The sequence below is a fragment of the Streptomyces lusitanus genome (assembly GCF_042647945.1).
GTDB classification, from domain to species: Bacteria; Actinomycetota; Actinomycetes; order Streptomycetales; family Streptomycetaceae; genus Streptomyces; species Streptomyces pseudogriseolus.
In genome coordinates, this window is record NZ_JBHRWL010000011.1 from 24435 (window position 1) to 40020 (window position 15586).

12 protein-coding genes and 2 tRNA genes are annotated in these 15586 nt (G+C 73.1%); 12 read left to right on the plus strand and 2 right to left on the minus strand.

All coding sequences use genetic code 11. From position 1 onward, the window contains the following. Nucleotides 1-129 precede the first annotated feature (129 nt). From ACFOSY_RS18085 to ACFOSY_RS18100, 4 genes are all read left to right on the plus strand, one after another. Nucleotides 130-202: transfer RNA gene (locus ACFOSY_RS18085), tRNA-Ala, on the plus strand. Between the two features lie 202 nt (nucleotides 203-404). Continuing rightward, a complete protein-coding gene (locus ACFOSY_RS18090) occupies nucleotides 405-578 on the plus strand; it encodes a hypothetical protein (RefSeq protein WP_006136075.1) in 174 nt (57 codons plus the stop codon). A 3-nt stretch (nucleotides 579-581) separates the two neighbouring features. Continuing rightward, nucleotides 582-815 carry a hypothetical protein gene (locus ACFOSY_RS18095; RefSeq protein ID WP_006136074.1) on the plus strand — a complete coding sequence of 78 codons (234 nt, stop codon included), beginning with the start codon at nucleotides 582-584 and terminating at the stop codon, nucleotides 813-815. Nucleotides 816-970: 155 nt separating this feature from the next. Next, a tRNA-Ala gene (locus ACFOSY_RS18100) sits at nucleotides 971-1043 on the plus strand. Between the two features lie 158 nt (nucleotides 1044-1201). On the opposite strand, the gene ACFOSY_RS18105 is transcribed toward ACFOSY_RS18100, so the two are convergent. Together ACFOSY_RS18105 and ACFOSY_RS18110 are read right to left on the minus strand one after the other, a co-directional pair. Further along, nucleotides 1202-2815, minus strand: coding sequence for an NADH-quinone oxidoreductase subunit NuoF family protein (locus ACFOSY_RS18105; RefSeq protein WP_006136073.1), 1614 nt, complete (start codon nucleotides 2813-2815; stop codon nucleotides 1202-1204). Then, nucleotides 2812-4044 carry a cytochrome b/b6 domain-containing protein gene (locus ACFOSY_RS18110; RefSeq protein ID WP_394307997.1) on the minus strand — a complete coding sequence of 411 codons (1233 nt, stop codon included), beginning with the start codon at nucleotides 4042-4044 and terminating at the stop codon, nucleotides 2812-2814. Before ACFOSY_RS18110 ends, ACFOSY_RS18105 begins: the two co-directional genes overlap by 4 nt. A 485-nt stretch (nucleotides 4045-4529) precedes the next feature. On the opposite strand from ACFOSY_RS18110, the gene leuS reads away from it, so the two are divergent. The 8 genes from leuS to holA all read left to right on the plus strand — a co-directional run bounded on the left by leuS (nucleotide 4530) and on the right by holA (nucleotide 15506). Beyond that, nucleotides 4530-7400 (plus strand): leucine--tRNA ligase, encoded by a 2871-nt coding sequence (gene leuS, locus ACFOSY_RS18115; RefSeq protein WP_394307999.1) that lies wholly within the window; start codon nucleotides 4530-4532, stop codon nucleotides 7398-7400. Nucleotides 7401-7553: 153 nt separating this feature from the next. Next, nucleotides 7554-8306, plus strand: coding sequence for a hypothetical protein (locus ACFOSY_RS18120; RefSeq protein WP_394308001.1), 753 nt, complete (start codon nucleotides 7554-7556; stop codon nucleotides 8304-8306). 93 nt (nucleotides 8307-8399) lie between these two features. Next, on the plus strand, nucleotides 8400-9245 hold the full coding sequence (locus ACFOSY_RS18125) for a DegV family protein (RefSeq protein WP_394308002.1): 846 nt from the start codon (nucleotides 8400-8402) through the stop codon (nucleotides 9243-9245). Nucleotides 9246-10032: 787 nt separating this feature from the next. Continuing rightward, entirely contained in the window at nucleotides 10033-10797 is a 765-nt protein-coding gene (locus ACFOSY_RS18130; protein ID WP_394308004.1) for a helix-hairpin-helix domain-containing protein, read from the plus strand. Further along, on the plus strand, nucleotides 10794-13346 hold the full coding sequence (locus ACFOSY_RS18135; protein ID WP_394308006.1) for a ComEC/Rec2 family competence protein: 2553 nt from the start codon (nucleotides 10794-10796) through the stop codon (nucleotides 13344-13346). The genes ACFOSY_RS18130 and ACFOSY_RS18135 overlap by 4 nt, the downstream gene beginning before the upstream one ends. A 4-nt stretch (nucleotides 13347-13350) precedes the next feature. Next, entirely contained in the window at nucleotides 13351-14193 is an 843-nt protein-coding gene (locus tag ACFOSY_RS18140; RefSeq protein ID WP_394308009.1) for an arylamine N-acetyltransferase family protein, read from the plus strand. Between the two features lie 23 nt (nucleotides 14194-14216). Next, complete coding sequence (locus ACFOSY_RS18145) at nucleotides 14217-14462, plus strand: hypothetical protein (protein WP_037723888.1); 246 nt, start codon at nucleotides 14217-14219, stop codon at nucleotides 14460-14462. A 54-nt stretch (nucleotides 14463-14516) separates the two neighbouring features. Next, on the plus strand, nucleotides 14517-15506 hold the full coding sequence (gene holA, locus ACFOSY_RS18150; protein ID WP_394308012.1) for a DNA polymerase III subunit delta: 990 nt from the start codon (nucleotides 14517-14519) through the stop codon (nucleotides 15504-15506). Nucleotides 15507-15586 lie beyond the last annotated feature (80 nt).

Sequence of the window (15586 nt, forward strand, 5' to 3'; positions counted from 1 at the left end):
CCGGCTCCCCGCGCGACTTCACGACGTCCCGGACCCGGATTTCACTTTCCGGCAGGTCGCAGGCTAAAGTTCTTCTTGTTCGCCCCGCCGAGCGGGGCGAAACCAGGAAGCCACTTCATGTGGCAGCCCGGGGCTATAGCTCAGTTGGTAGAGCGCCTGCATGGCATGCAGGAGGTCAGGAGTTCAATTCTCCTTAGCTCCACATGGTGAAGATCCCGTCTCCCTCCGCGGAGGCGGGATCTTTTGTCGTCCGCCGGTGAGCGCGGCGGCGCTCTCCGACGTATACCTCTGCGAGGCGTACAGCCGTGTCCCTACCGGTACCACGGCGTCGCTGACCGTATTGGCCCGGTCGTGGCAGAATCAAACGACCGGAAGGGGGCGCGGCCCGACGGGAGGGAGTTGTGATGCCTGCGAGCATCCTCGAGGAGGTCGACCACCTCCTCGGAGCGGTGTCGACCCGACGGACCTCCACGCGTCTCAGCTGCCCCTCCTGCGGTTCCGCACACGTCGCCCAGGTGCTCGGCGACAACGGCGGGATCTCCTACGTGTGCACGGCCTGCGGCCACAGCTGGAGCTGACCGATGGGTGCACACAGGCGGAAGTGCGACTGGTGCGGCAGCGGCACCCCCATCGTCCGCGACATGGAGCCGATCAACCCCGACTACCAGTACTGGTGCGAGGAGTGCGCGCGGGCGCTGATCATAAAGGGCGACCCCATCGAGACGTACCGGGAACTCGAGGGCGAGCCGATCTACGGCCGGCTGCTGGAGGAGCACTGCACCCTCAAACGCTTCTACTCGTTCGTGACGGCGTGACTGCGTGACGGCGTGACGGCCTGACCGGCTGAGGGCGCACGGTCGGGGGCGGGCGTTCCGGACGGAACGGGCGAAGCGAAACCGATTTGGTGTTGGGCCGGGGGGACCGTGTAAAGTTGGCGTCGCCGCCGGGGAAACCCGGGGGAACACCGCAAGGGGCTATAGCTCAGTTGGTAGAGCGCCTGCATGGCATGCAGGAGGTCAGGAGTTCAATTCTCCTTAGCTCCACAGAAGTCGAGGGCGGACCATCCGAACGGATGGTCCGCCCTATGTCGTTGTCGCGCACGTCACGGTCGGTGTCGCCCGCGCCACGAGAACGGCCCTCTCCGGCGGCCTCAGGCCGCCGGAGAGGGCCGGCTGCGTGTGTGTCCCCCCCGATCCCCCCGTCAGCGCCCCAGAGCGCGCCTGCCGCGGCCCTGGGAGAGCACCGGAAGGTTCCGGGAGGGCGCCTTCGCCTGCGGGGCCGAGTCCTCGATGCGCAGCGCCAGTGCCGGGCAGCGCCGCACCGCGCGCAGCGCCTTCGCCTCCGCGTAACGCGGCACCTGCGCCTGAGCCACCGTCGGGAAGCCGTCCGCGCCGAGCTGGAACACCTCCGGGAGGATGTCCGCGCACAGCCCGTGGCCCCGGCACAGGGTCCAGTCGACGAAGATCTTCTGACGGCTGGGGCCGTTCTTCTCCTCGTCCTCGCCGCCCGGGATGCCCGTCGGCGTCGCGCCGCCCTCGAACAGCGGCAGCACGCCGGCCACGGGCCGCCCGCAGCCGTTGCCGAGGGCGTGCAGCGCGATGTCCTCGCCGAACGCCTTGAGCGTCGACTCCAGGAACATCGCGGAGCCGTCCGGGTGCGAACAGGCCCCCCGCCGCTTCACGTTCTTCGCGACCTGCCGGACCGCCTCGACCGCGGCCGGGCCGCCGCCGTTCAGGATGTCCTCCAGGCCGCGCGCGGCGGCCGGGAGCCCCAGGTAGCAGGGGCCGCACTGGTTGGCGCTCTCCTGCGCCAGCCACTTGGCGACCATGAGCGACTCGCCCAGCGGGCAGGTGTCCTGACTGATCGGCAGGATCGCGCCCGCGCCCAGCGAACCGCCCACCGCGTCCAGCGAGTTGCGGGAGACGATGGCCTCGTTCACGGTCGCCGCGTCGATCCACTTGCCGTGGTAGCCGCCGGTCAGCACCCCCTGCGGGACCGGCGGGGCGCCGGCCAGCTGGAGCACGTAGCGCAGCGGCACGCCGGTGGGCACCTCGATCACCATCGGGCGGGCCACCGCACCGGACACCGTGAGCATCACGGTGCCCGGCTCGTCGTACAGGCCGGTGTTGCCGTAGCGCTCCGGGCCGATGCGGGCCGCGATGGCGAGCTGGGCGAACGTCTCGGCGTTGGACAGCAGGGTGGGCGCGCCGCCGACGCCGTTCTTCGAGGCGCTGACCTTGCGGCCCGGCGGGATGGCCGGGCCGCCGTCGATGGAGCGGATCAGGGAGGCGGCGGCCCCCGTCACCATGCGCACCGGGTTGCGCTGCACCCGGGCGCGCAGCGCCGAGCGGCGGCCGTTGCTCAGGCCGCGCTCGGCGAGCGCCTGTTCCATCGAGCGCTGGGTGGACTCACGGGTGACCCCCACCACGAGCGTGCGGGCACCCATGGCCTCGGCGCACAGCAGCGCGCCGTCCAGGATGAGGTGCGGTGCGCGGTTGATGAGCACCGTGTCCTTGCGGCAGGCCGGTTCGTCCTCGCTGCCGTTGACGACGACGACCGGCCGGACGCCGCGCTTGATCGCCGATTCGGCGACCGAGCGCAGCTTCTTGTGGAAGGGGAAGCCCGCGCCGCCGCGGCCCCTGAGGTTGATGCGTTCGGCGAGCTGCGCGAGCTGCTCACCGCCCAGGGGCTCGAGCGGGCCGTGCACCTTGAGGTGCATCTGCAGATCGAGCCGGTCGACAAGGTCGAAACCCGACGTGAGCTGGGGAAGCCCTACGACGCGGACTTCGGGAACGTCGGGCAGGGCCTCGTTCACTTAAAGCCTCCGGAAGGCGTGTTCCAAGGTTCGCCCGACCCCGGTGCGTCGAAGTCGTAGGACGACGAGGGCACACCGGGGGTTGGTGCATTGGCGGGACCGCTGTTGTACGTGTCACCCGGGTTGTACGTGCCGTAGAGGGTGTTCGTCTCAGCGGTGTCGTACACATCACTCGACCCGTAGCCGGAGCCGACCGAATTGTTGTAGGTCGGGATGGTGTATCCGGTGTCGTTGAGCGGGTCGTACGCCGACGGCGGGGCCTCGCCGACCGGCGGCGGGGACGGGATCGGCCAGCTGCCCGAGGTGCTGGAGGGCGCGTCCACCCGGGGTATCGCCTCCGTGGGCTGGAGGTCCGGCATCTCCATGCGGGCGGTGGCGTCCGTCAGGGGGTTCCCGGCCGCCTGCCGGGGCGGCGTGGAGACCGCGCGGTACGCGGCCGCGAAGCCGTTCGCCGGTTCCGGGGCCGGCGTGGGGGAGGGGGCGTCGAACGACGGGCGTTCGGAGCGTCCCCGCCGGTCGTCGCGGGCGTCCCCGCCGCCGTAGCCGGGCAGGGCGGACCCCTCGTTGCGCGCTCTGGCCTCCTCCAGCCGGCTGCCGGGCTGCTGGTCGGTGAGGCCCAGCATCGAGGTGATGCGGTCGGCCACCTTGCGCTTGACCGGGCGCGGGGAGGCCCGCAGCATCAGGGCCGCGAACACGCCGAGCAGCGACAGGCCGTACAGGATCATGAAGATCGGCTTGGCCGCTCGACCCGCGTAGAGGCCGTGCACCAGCGCCGCGCACCAGGCCGGATAGGCCAGCATGTGCACCGCGCGCCAGCGGGCGGCGACCTCCGCCGGGGAGGCGAAGCGGTTGCGCAGGACACCCGTGATCGCGACGAAGATCATCAGCATGCCGGCCAGGGTGCCGAGGCCGATCAGGAAGCTCCGCCCCATGACGGCCTCGTCGTCGGTGAGCAGAAGCCCGAAGGGCAGCACGGCGGCGATCCACGAGGTGTGGTCCAGCGCCAGCTTGATCACGATGTGGATCAGCAGGAAGACGACGGACGCGACCGCCGTGGTGCGGTGCACCGCCTGCGCGATGATCCGCTGCCGGGGGCCGAGCAGGATCCGGTCCTGCGCCACGAGCCCCCAGATGACGGAGCAGCTGAGGCAGACGAGCGACAGGACGCCGACGCCGAAGTTGAGGAAGTCGACGAACCAGTCGTCCGCCGTGCTGTCGTCCGGCCTCACGACGCACCTCCGGACGTCCGGACGCACAGCGGGTACGACGGAGTCGCAGCCGACCTGCCCCGAGCGGGGGGTGGGCTGCCGAGTGGACGAGGGTTCATGGGGGCAACTCCGAACGGTTCGGTAAAGCGGTCCCGCTGCCGAACTCTAAGCCTCGTCGTACCCGTCAGTACCAGGTTTGAGTTATTGCGCTGTTATCAAAAGACAATGAGCCCGTTGTGTTGTCCCCTTAGGGGTCGTTACGCGAAGTAACTTTTGACCAAGATTCAAAGCGCCGGGGAAGGGCGTCGCGGCGAGATCCGTCCCTGCGGTACCCTGACCGCATGCGTGCCGTACGCCTTCTGCTTAGCGAGCCGCGCTGATCAGTCCCGACCGCCGATGTTCCGGCAGGCCGGAATCGGCGCGGCGTCCCCTCCTGTGCGAGGGGTTTTTTCATTTCCAGGAAGTCGCAGCAGCAGGCAGAGACGATCGATGGAGCTTTGAGGATCATGAGCGAGACGAACCCCGCAGCCGCGGAGGCCGCGCCGCACCGCTACACGGCCGCCCTGGCCGCCGAGATCGAGGCACGCTGGCAGGACTTCTGGGACGCCGAGGGCACGTACGCGGCGCCCAACCCCAAGGGCGACCTGGCGGGCGACGCGGAGCTGGTCGCGCGGCCCAAAAAGTTCATCATGGACATGTTCCCGTACCCCTCGGGCGCGGGCCTGCACGTCGGACACCCGCTGGGCTACATCGCCACCGACGTCTACGCCCGCTTCCAGCGCATGACCGGGCACAACGTCCTGCACACCCTGGGCTTCGACGCCTTCGGCCTGCCCGCCGAGCAGTACGCGGTGCAGACCGGCACGCACCCGCGCGTGTCCACCGAGGCCAACATCAAGAACATGCAGGTCCAGCTGCGCCGGCTGGGCCTGGGCCACGACAAGCGCCGGTCGTTCGCCACGATCGACCCGGACTACTACAAGTGGACCCAGTGGATCTTCCTGCAGATCTTCAACTCCTGGTACGACGACGAGGCGAAGAAGGCCCGCCCGATCTCCGAGCTGGTCGCGCAGTTCGAGTCCGGTGAGCGCCCCGTCCCCGGTCACACGCGCGCGTGGAGCGAGCTGAGCGAGGCCGAGCGCGCCGACGTCCTGGGCGAGTTCCGCCTGGCCTACGCCTCCGACGCGCCGGTCAACTGGTGCCCCGGCCTGGGCACCGTGCTGGCCAACGAGGAGGTCACCGCCGACGGCCGCTCCGAGCGCGGCAACTTCCCCGTCTTCAAGGCCAAGCTGCGCCAGTGGAACATGCGCATCACGGCCTACGCCGACCGCCTGCTGGACGACCTGGACGCCCTGGACTGGCCCGAGGCGATCAAGCTGCAGCAGCGCAACTGGATCGGCCGCTCCGAGGGCGCCCGCGTCGACTTCCCCATCGACGGCGAGAACATCACCGTCTTCACGACCCGCCCCGACACCCTGTTCGGCGCCACCTACATGGTGCTGGCGCCCGAGCACCCGCTGGTCGAGAAGTTCACCCCCGCCGCCTGGCCCGAGGGCACCCACGAGGTGTGGACCGGCGGCCACGCCACGCCTGCCGAGGCCGTCGCCGCCTACCGCGCCCAGGCCGCCTCCAAGTCCGACGTCGAGCGCCAGGCCGAGGCCAAGGACAAGACCGGCGTCTTCACCGGCGCCTACGCGACCAACCCGGTCAACGGCCGGCAGGTGCCCGTCTTCATCGCCGACTACGTCCTGATGGGCTACGGCACCGGCGCGATCATGGCCGTCCCCGGCCACGACACCCGCGACTTCGCGTTCGCCCGCGCCTTCGAACTGCCCGTCGTCTGCGTGGTCGAGCCGACCGACGGCCGCGGCACCGACCCCGCGACATGGGACGACGCCTTCGTCTCCCACGACGCGAAGATCGTCAACTCCTCCGGCGAGCACGTCAGTCTGGACGGCCTGGGCGTCACCGAGGCCAAGGCACGCATCACCGAGTGGCTGGAGCGCGAGGGCCACGGCGAGGGCACCGTCAACTTCCGCCTGCGCGACTGGCTGTTCAGCCGCCAGCGCTACTGGGGCGAGCCCTTCCCGATCGTCTACGACGAGGACGGCATCGCCCACGCGCTGCCCGAGTCGATGCTGCCGCTGGAGCTGCCCGAGGTCGACGACTACAGCCCCCGCACCTTCGACCCGGACGACGCCGACACCCAGCCCGAGACGCCGCTGTCGCGCAACGAGGACTGGGTGAACGTCACCCTGGACCTGGGCGACGGGCCGAAGAAGTACCGCCGCGAGACCAACACCATGCCCAACTGGGCCGGTTCCTGCTGGTACGAGCTGCGCTACCTGGACCCGCACAACTCCGAGAAGCTGGTCGACCCGGAGATCGAGCAGTACTGGATGGGCCCGCGCGAGGGCATGCCGCACGGCGGCGTCGACCTGTACGTCGGCGGCGCCGAACACGCCGTGCTGCACCTGCTGTACGCCCGCTTCTGGTCCAAGGTGCTGTACGACCTGGGCCACGTCTCCTCGGCCGAGCCGTTCCACAAGCTGTTCAACCAGGGCATGATCCAGGCCTACGTCTACCGCGACAGCCGGGGCATCGCCGTGCCGGCCGCCGAGGTGGAGGAGCGCGACGGCGGCTACTGGTACCAGGGCGAGCGCGTCACCCGCCTGCTGGGCAAGATGGGCAAGTCCCTGAAGAACGCGGTCACCCCGGACGAGATCTGCGCCGAGTACGGCGCCGACACCCTGCGCCTGTACGAGATGGCCATGGGCCCGCTGGACGTGTCCCGCCCCTGGGACACCCGCGCGGTCGTCGGCCAGTTCCGCCTGCTGCAGCGGCTGTGGCGCAACATCGTCGACGAGGCGACCGGTGAGGTCACCGTCGTCGACGGGGGCGACGTCGACGAGGACACCCTGCGCGCCCTGCACAAGGCGATCGACGGCGTCCGCGGCGACCTGGAGGGCATGCGCTTCAACACCGCCATCGCCAAGGTCACCGAGCTGAACAACCACCTGACCAAGCGGACGGGCCCGCTGCCGCGGTCGGTCGCGGAGTCGCTGGTGCTGCTGGTGGCGCCGCTGGCCCCGCACGTCGCCGAGGAGCTGTGGCGCAAGCTGGGCCACACCGACTCCGTGGTGCACCGGGACTTCCCGGTGGCCGACCCGGCGTACGTGGTCGACGAGACCGTCACCTGCGTGGTCCAGATCAAGGGCAAGGTGAAGGCGCGGCTGGAGGTGTCGCCCGGCATCTCCGACGACGAACTGGAGAAGACGGCGCTGGCCGACGACCGGGTGGTCGCGGCGCTGGACGGCGCGGGGATCCGCAAGGTGATCGTGCGGGCGCCGAAGCTGGTGAACATCGTTCCGGCGTGACGGTGCCCGGCTGACCCTTACGGGTAGCGGGCGCGGTGTGTGCGGGCAGGTTCGGGGTTCCGGCGGAACTCCGGGCCTGCCCGTTGCGTTTACCGTGGAGGAGCGGCACGACAGGTGCCGGGACAGGCCGTACGTGCCCGAAGGAGGAGCCTCGTGGAAGCGGTGTTCGCAGTGATCGCCCTGCTCTTCGTGCTCTTCGTCGCCCTGGGCGTGTACGCCACGGTGAAGGTCGTCGGCGCCGCCAAGCGCAGCGCGGACCGCCACATCCACCAGGCCCGCCGCACGGTCGAGGACCACACCCTGCGCGCCAAGGCGTTCGCGCAGACCGGCCCGGCCGGCGAGATCGCCCAGCTCCGGCTGAGGCTGCGCACCTCGATGCGCGCCACGCAGGACGCGTTGGAGGCGGTCGCCGCCGAGGACGACTCGGTGAAGGAGTCCCTCGCGCTCTTCCAGCGCCTCAGCGCGCACGGCCACGAGCTCGACGCGGAACTGCGCCGCCTGGAGGGCGAGCCGGACCGCGCCACGCTGTCCGCGCGCCTGCCCGACCTGCGTGAGCGCACCGAGCGCATCACCAGTTCCGCCGACTCCCTGCGCTGGGCGACCCGCGACCGCGCCCGCCGCTTCGCGGACGACGACCTGGAGTCGCTGAGCGCGCAGATCGACATGGAGGCCGGCGCCCTGCGCCACTGGACCACCTCCGACCAGCAGCCGGCCGCGCCCACGCCCCCGAGGTGGCCCGAGGCGCCGGCCGCCGACGCCGCGGGACCCGGCCAGACCTGGCCGGACACCGCGCGGCAGGAGGCCGAGCCGCAGCAGGGCGACGGGGAGCGGCCCGCCATCGCACCGGCCGCCCCGCGTCCCACCTACCCCTGGCAGAAGAAGCCGCGCCCCGAGAGCACCACGTGACGACCGCCTGAGCGGCGATGACCACTCCACGGCGGACGACGCCCCACGGGCCCGGGCTGCCGCACGGCCACCACGGCAGGTAACCTCCAGCTCATGTCCCGCCATGTCGCGATCGTCACCGATTCAACGGCCTACCTTCCGGCCCGGACGATGGAGCGGCACGGCATCACCGCGGTACCCCTGACCGTGGTGCTGGGAGACCGGGCCCTCGAGGAGGGCACCGAGATCTCCACCCGCAGTCTCGCCCAGGCTTTGCAGAAGCGGCGTCCCGTCACGACGTCCCGCCCCAGCCCCGAACTGTTCGCGGAGACCTACCGCAGGGTCGCCGAGTCCGGTGCGACCGGCATCGTCTCGCTCCACCTCTCCGCCGAGCTGTCCGGCACCTACGACGCGGCGGTCCTCGCGGCCCGCGAGGCGCCGGTGCCGGTCCGCGTGGTCGACACCGGCATGATCGCGATGGCCCTGGGCTTCTGCGCGCTGGCCGCCGCGGAGACCGCGGAGGCGGGCGGCACCATGGACGAGGCGGTCACCGCGGCGGAGAAACGGGCGGCGGGGACGGCGGCCTACTTCTACGTCGACACGCTCGACTATCTGCGCCGGGGCGGCCGGATCGGCGCGGCGCAGGCCCTGTTGGGCTCCGCCCTCGCCGTGAAGCCGCTGCTTCAGCTGGCGGGCGGGCGTATCGAGCCGCTGGAGAAGGTGCGTACGGCGTCCAAGGCGATCGCCCGCCTGGAGGAGATCGCGGCGGACCGCGCGGGAGGCGCGGAGGTGGACGTCGCCGTCCACCATCTCGCCGCCCCGGAACGCGCCTCGGCGCTGGCGGACCGGCTCCGCACGCGGCTGCCGGGACTGTCCGAGCTGCACGTCAGCGAGGTGGGCGCGGTGATCGGGGCGCACACGGGGCCGGGGTTGCTGGGGGTCGTGGTCTCGGCGCGGTAGGGGGCGTGGTGGTGGGGGCCCGGGTGTGGGCTGCCCTCCCGCCGGGTGTGGGCTGCCCTCCCTCGGTCGGGTGACGGAGTTGTCCACAAGAGGGCGCTCGTCCACGGGTTTTGACCAAGATCACCGCGGGGGCGGGGTTGTGCCCGACCCTCGTCGCATGGCACTTCGATCACACACACGCACAGCGGTTCCGACGAGCGGTCCGGGGCGCGGGCCGCTGTCCGACGGCCGCACGTCCCACAACCGCCACCGTCACCACCGTCACCGCCGGGGTCGCGCGGGCCGCACGCGCGCGTGGGTCCGGGACGGCGACCGCCGGGACCCGGGGGAGGAGATCCGGCGTCGCGCCGAGACGCTGTTCGGCGGTGAGGCCGTGGTGCGCGGCGGGCGTCCGGCGCGGAGGACGCCCAGTTGGGCGCGGGCGGGTGGCGCGTTGGCGGGTGCGAAGGGTTCCGTGCCTTCGCTGCCCCGTCGCCGGGTCGTGGTGGTGGACCGTCAGGGGGTGGCGGGGCATGCGCTGCTGACGAGGCCTCGGGTCGGTGTGGGACGGCGGCGCGAGGCGACGGTGGAGCGGACGCTGGAGTTGAGGCGGCTGCCGGACCGTACGGGGACGCGTTCGGCGGCCGGGTCGGGCGGGAGCGCGGACGCGGCCCGTCCGGGGCGGTTTCTCGGCGTCGGGCCGGGGGGTGAGGAGCCGGCCACCTGTCCCGTACGCCTGCCTGGGTCGCGTTATGGCCGTGACGCGGCCGGCCCTCCGGAATCGGCGGAGGGGGAGACGCCCGACGGGGTGCCCGAGCCGGGGGCGCCGCCGTGGTCGCCGCCAGGGCCTGCGCCCGGGCGTTGGGGCCCCGCGCTGCGGGAGCGGCTGCCGCTGTGGGTGCAGGCCCGGTGCGGGCTGGAGCGGCGCGGTGTCGTGGCGTTGTCGGCGCTGCTGGTGCTCGCCCTGGTGTTCGCCGTGCAGCATTTCTGGACCGGGCGCACCCAGCCGGTGAAGGCACCGGAGGTGGTACGGGCGGCTCCGGCCGCGCGGGGAAGCAGCGCGGACGAGCCAGGAAGTGTGCCGGGCGCTCCTGGCGCGTCCGGCTTCCCGGGGCCGGCGGGCGGACCGGCGGCTCCCGAGATCGTGGTCGACGTCAGCGGCAAGGTGAGGGACCCGGGCGTCCACCGGCTGCCCGCGGGCTCACGGGTCGAGGACGCGCTGAAAGCGGCCGGCGGAGTACGTCCCGGCACGAGGACGGGCGGCCTCAACCGCGCCCGGTTCCTCGTCGACGGTGAGCAGTTGGTGGTCGGCGGCCCCGCACCGGGCGGAGCGGCGGCCCCCGCGGCTCCGGCGGGCGCAGGGACGGCGGCAGGCCCCACGGCTCCGGTGTCCCTCAACACCGCCACCGTCGAGCAGCTCGACACCCTCCCCGGGGTCGGTCCCGTCCTCGCCCGGCACATCGTCGACCACCGCACCCGCAACGGCGGTTTCCGTTCGGTGGACGAGCTGCGGGAGGTCAACGGCATCGGGGACCGCCGCTTCGCCGACCTGCGCGACCTCGTGCGGCCATGAGCACCCGCACTGCCGTCGTCCACGACGTCCCGGCCGACCGTCCGGGCGCCTCCCGTCCGCGCCAGGAGGGACCCACCGATCTCCGGCTGGTCCCGCCCGCCCTCGCCGCCTGGGCCACGGCGGCGGTGATGCTGCACGCCCCGCCCGGCTGGACCGTGGCCGCCGTGATCGCCTCGGCCCTGCTGGCCGCCGTCCTGCTCGGGGCACGCGGCCGCCTGCTCCCGGCTCGCCGCGGCCCCACCGGGCAGGGGCCCGTCACCGGGCGGGCGCGCATCACCGCCCATGCCGTAGCGGCCACCCTGCTGTGCGTCGCTGCTGCCGCCGCCTCGGCGGGCCTGCACGGCGCGGACGTCCGGCGCGGTCCCGTCCCCGAGCTGGCCCGGGAGTACGCCCGTGCGGTCGCGGAGGTGGAGGTCACCGCGGATCCACGGCTCACCCGGCCCCGGGTCAGCGGCAACCACATGGCCCCGGTGTCCTTGCTGATCGAGGCCGATGTGCGGCGCGTGGACCGGGCCGGTGCGGCGACCCGCAGGACCAGGGCACCCGTGCTGCTGATGATCGCCCCCGGCGACCAGGAGGACACGGCCCCGTCCGCCGACCACCAGGATTCGCCCTGGTTGGCCCTGCTCCCCTCCACCCGGCTGCGGGTCGAGGCGAGGTTCGCGCCGGCGATGCAGGGCGGCGACCGGTTCGCGGCGGTGCTCCGGGTGGACGGGCGTGACGGCCCTCGGGCGGTGGGCGGCCCTTCGGCCCCGCAGCGGCTCGCGGGGCAATTGCGGGGCGGGCTGCGGGAGGCGACCGATGACCTGTCGGAGGACGCGCGGGCGCTTCTGCCGGGACTGGTCGTCGGGGACATCTCACGGGTGACGCCGGAGCTGGACCAGGCGTTCCACGAGACCGACCTCACGCACACCCTCGCCGTGTCCGGGTCCAACTTCACCATCCTGCTCGCCCTGCTCCTCGGCCCGCCGGGGCTGGCGCAGCGGGCCGAGCGACGGGGGCTCGCGCCCCGCGTCGGCATCTCGCTGCGGACCACGGCGGTACTCGGAGCTGCGCTGTCCCTGGCATTCGTGGTCGTCTGCCGGCCCGATCCCAGCGTGCTGCGGGCCGCCGCCTGCGGCTCCGTGGCGCTGCTCGCGCTCGCCACCGGCCGCCGCAGGTCCCTGATCCCGGCGCTGGCGACGGCGGTCCTGCTCCTGGTGCTGTACGACCCCTGGCTGGCCCGCAGTTACGGCTTCCTGCTCTCCGTGCTGGCGACCGGTGCGCTGCTCACCGTCGCCCCGCGCTGGAGCGAGGGGCTGCGCCGCCACGGGGTGCCGCCCCGCCTCGCGGAGGCGCTGGCCGCCGCAGGTGCCGCGCAGGCGCTCTGCGCCCCGGTGGTGGCCGTGCTGTCGGCCCGGGTGAGCCTGGTGGCGATCCCCTGCAACCTGCTCGCCGAGGCCGCGCTCGCTCCCGCCACCGTGCTCGGATTCCTCGCCCTGGCCACCGCGCCGGTCGCGATGCCGTTGGCCAAGGCGGTGGCGTGGTGCGCGAGCTGGCCCGCGGAGTGGATCGCGCAGGTCGCCAGAACCGGGGCGGCGCTGCCCGGTTCCGGAGTGGACTGGCCGGGCAGCTGGGCGGGGGCGGCGGCCCTCGGCGCCGTCACCCTGGTCGTCCTGCTCGTGGGACGCCGGCTGCTGCGGCACCCCTGGTGGTGCGCGGCGTGCGCGCTGCTGCTGACACTGCTGGTGGTGCAGCCGCGGCCACTGACCCGGGCCGTCACGGGCTGGCCGCCGCCCGGCTGGCGCATGGTGATGTGCGACGTCGGCCAGGGCGACGCGCTGGTGCTGGCCGCGGGCGAGGGCACCGGCGTGGTCGTGGACGCCGGACCCGATCCGCTGCTCGTCGACGACTGCCTGCGCTCCCTGGGCGTCACCCGGGTCCCGCTCGTGATCCTGACCCACTTCCACGCCGACCATGTGGCCGGGCTGACCGGAGTGCTGCGCGGGCGCGAGGTGGGCGGCATCGGGACCACGGCCCTGGAGGAACCGGCCGACCAAGTGGCGGCCGTCCGGAAAGCAGCGGCCGCCGCCGGCGTCCCGGTGACCCGGGTCGTCGCCGGGGAGCGGCGCCGGGCCGGCGACCTCACCTGGGAGGTGCTGTGGCCGCCGCCCGGGGGCCACCCGGCCTTGGAGGGCCCGAACGACGCCAGCGTCGCCATGCTGGTCCGCACCGAGGGCCTGCGCCTGCTCCTCCTCGGCGACCTGGAACCCCCGGCCCAGCGTGCCCTGGCCCGCTCACCCGCGGCGCGGGGCCTCGCCGGCGTCGACGTCCTCAAGGTCGCCCACCACGGTTCGGCCTACCAGGACCCCGGCCTCATACGACTGGCCGCACCGCGCCTGGCGTTGATCAGCACCGGTGAGGACAACACGTACGGACACCCGGCCCCGAGCACGGTCGCCGCCCTGCGGGCCGGGGGAGCGGCGGTGCTGCGGACCGACCGGGACGGGGCGCTGGCGGTCGTGCCCGGTGCGGGCGGGGACGGAGAGCTGGAGGTGGCGCGACACTGAGGGCATGACCGAGGCCATCGACACCGCGACCGCCGACGCCTATCTGCGCCGTCTGGGGGTGTCGCGGCCCGCCCGGCCCACGCCGGACGCGCTGCGGGAGCTGCATCTGCGGCATCTGGAGACCGTGCCGTTCGAAAACCTGTCCGTGCATCTCGGCGAGGAGATCGTGTTGGACGGCAAGCGGCTGGTGGACAAGGTGGTGACGGCCCGGCGCGGCGGGTTCTGCTACGAACTCAACGGCGCCTTCGGGGCGTTGCTCACCGCGCTCGGCTACGACGTCACGCTGCTCGCGGCACGCGTGTACGGGGACGAGGGCCGGCTGGGCATCCCGTACGACCATCTCGCGCTGCGGGTGCGGACGGAGGACGGCGGGGACTGGCTGGCGGACGTCGGGTTCGGGTCGCACTTCCATGTGCCGCTGGTCTTCGCGGAGCGAGGGGAGCAGCGGGATCCGGTGGGCGTGTTCCGGATCGCGGAGGCGGAGGCGGACGCGGCCGGGGTGCGCGGCGGGCACGAGGCGGCGGACCTGGACGTGCTGCGTGACGGGCGGCCGGTGTACCGGCTGGAGACGCGGCCCAGGGCGCTCGGCGACTTCACGGCCGGGGCCTGGTGGCACCGCACCTCGCCGCACTCGCACTTCACCCGGTCGCTGGTGTGCTCGCGGGTCACCGCCGACGGCGGGCGGATCACGCTGAGCGGCCGCCGGCTGACCCGCACCGCCCCGGACGGCACGCGGGAGGAGCACGAGAGCGGGTCGGACGCGGAGGTGCTGGCGATCTACCGGGACGAGTTCGGGATCGCGCTGGACGCGGTGCCGGCGGTGCGGGGCGGGCGGACGGACGGCTGAGCCGGTACCGGACAATGAGCCGTGTGAGTGATGTGCGACATGTGCTGGTGCTGCCCGACCGGGACGCGGCCGAGGAGGTGGCCGAGGCGCTGGAGGAGCGTTTCGGCGTGGACGAGGAGCCGCGGCTCGTGCGGGACGCCCTCGCGGGCGAGGACGACGCGGAGGACGCGCAGTGGCTCGTCCTTCTGCGGGACGAGGCGGGCCGGCTGGACGCCGGCGAGCTGAACGAGTTCGTCGCCCGGTGGGACGGCTGGCGCGAGGAGCCGTAGCCCCGCAGCCCGGGCGGGGAGTGATGTCGGTGGCCCGTGGGATGCTTGTCGGCGATGGCCAGGAAGAACGCATCCGACGACCTGCTCGCCCCCGTGACGCTCGCCGTGGGCCAGGAGGAGCTGCTGCTCGACCGTGCCGTGCGGGAGGTGGTGGTCGCCGCGAAGGCGTCCGACGCCGACACGGACGTCCGCGACCTGACCCCGGACCAGCTCCAGCCGGGCACGCTCGCCGAGCTGGTCAGCCCCTCGCTGTTCGCCGAGCGCAAGGTCGTCGTCGTGCGCAACGCGCAGGACCTGTCGGCCGACACGGTCAAGGACGTCAAGGCGTACCTGGCCTCGCCCGCCGAGGAGATCACCCTCGTGCTGCTGCACGCGGGCGGCGCGAAGGGCAAGGGCCTGCTCGACGCGGCGCGCAAGGCGGGCGCCCGTGAGGTGGCCTGCCCGAAGATGACCAAGCCGGCGGACCGGCTGGCGTTCGTGCGGGGCGAGTTCCGGACGGCGGGGCGTTCGGCCACGCCCGAGGCGTGCCAGGCGCTCGTCGACGCCATCGGCTCCGACCTGCGCGAGCTGGCCTCCGCGGTGACGCAGCTCGTCGCGGACGTCGAGGGCACCATCGACGAGGCCGTCGTCGGCCGCTACTACACCGGGCGGGCCGAGGCGTCGAGCTTCACGGTCGCCGACCGGGCGGTCGAGGGACGTACGGCGGAGGCCCTGGAGGCGCTGCGCTGGTCGCTGTCGACCGGGGTGGCCCCGGTGCTGATCACCAGCGCGCTGGCGCAGGGCGTGCGGGCCATCGGCAAGCTGTCCTCGGCGCGCGGCGGCCGGCCCGCCGACCTGGCGCGCGAGCTGGGCATGCCGCCCTGGAAGATCGACCGCGTGCGGCAGCAGATGCGCGGCTGGACCCCGGACGGCGTGTCCGTGGCGCTGCGCGCGGTCGCCGAGGCGGACGCGGGCGTGAAGGGCGGCGGGGACGACCCGGAGTACGCCCTGGAGAAGGCGGTCGTCACCATCGCCCGCGCGGCCCGCTCCGGACGACGGGCGTAACCACCCGCCGCACGCCAGCCGCCTCCGCCGGACATCGGCTCGCCCACTGTCGGTGCTCCATGTGGCACCGCGCCGCACGG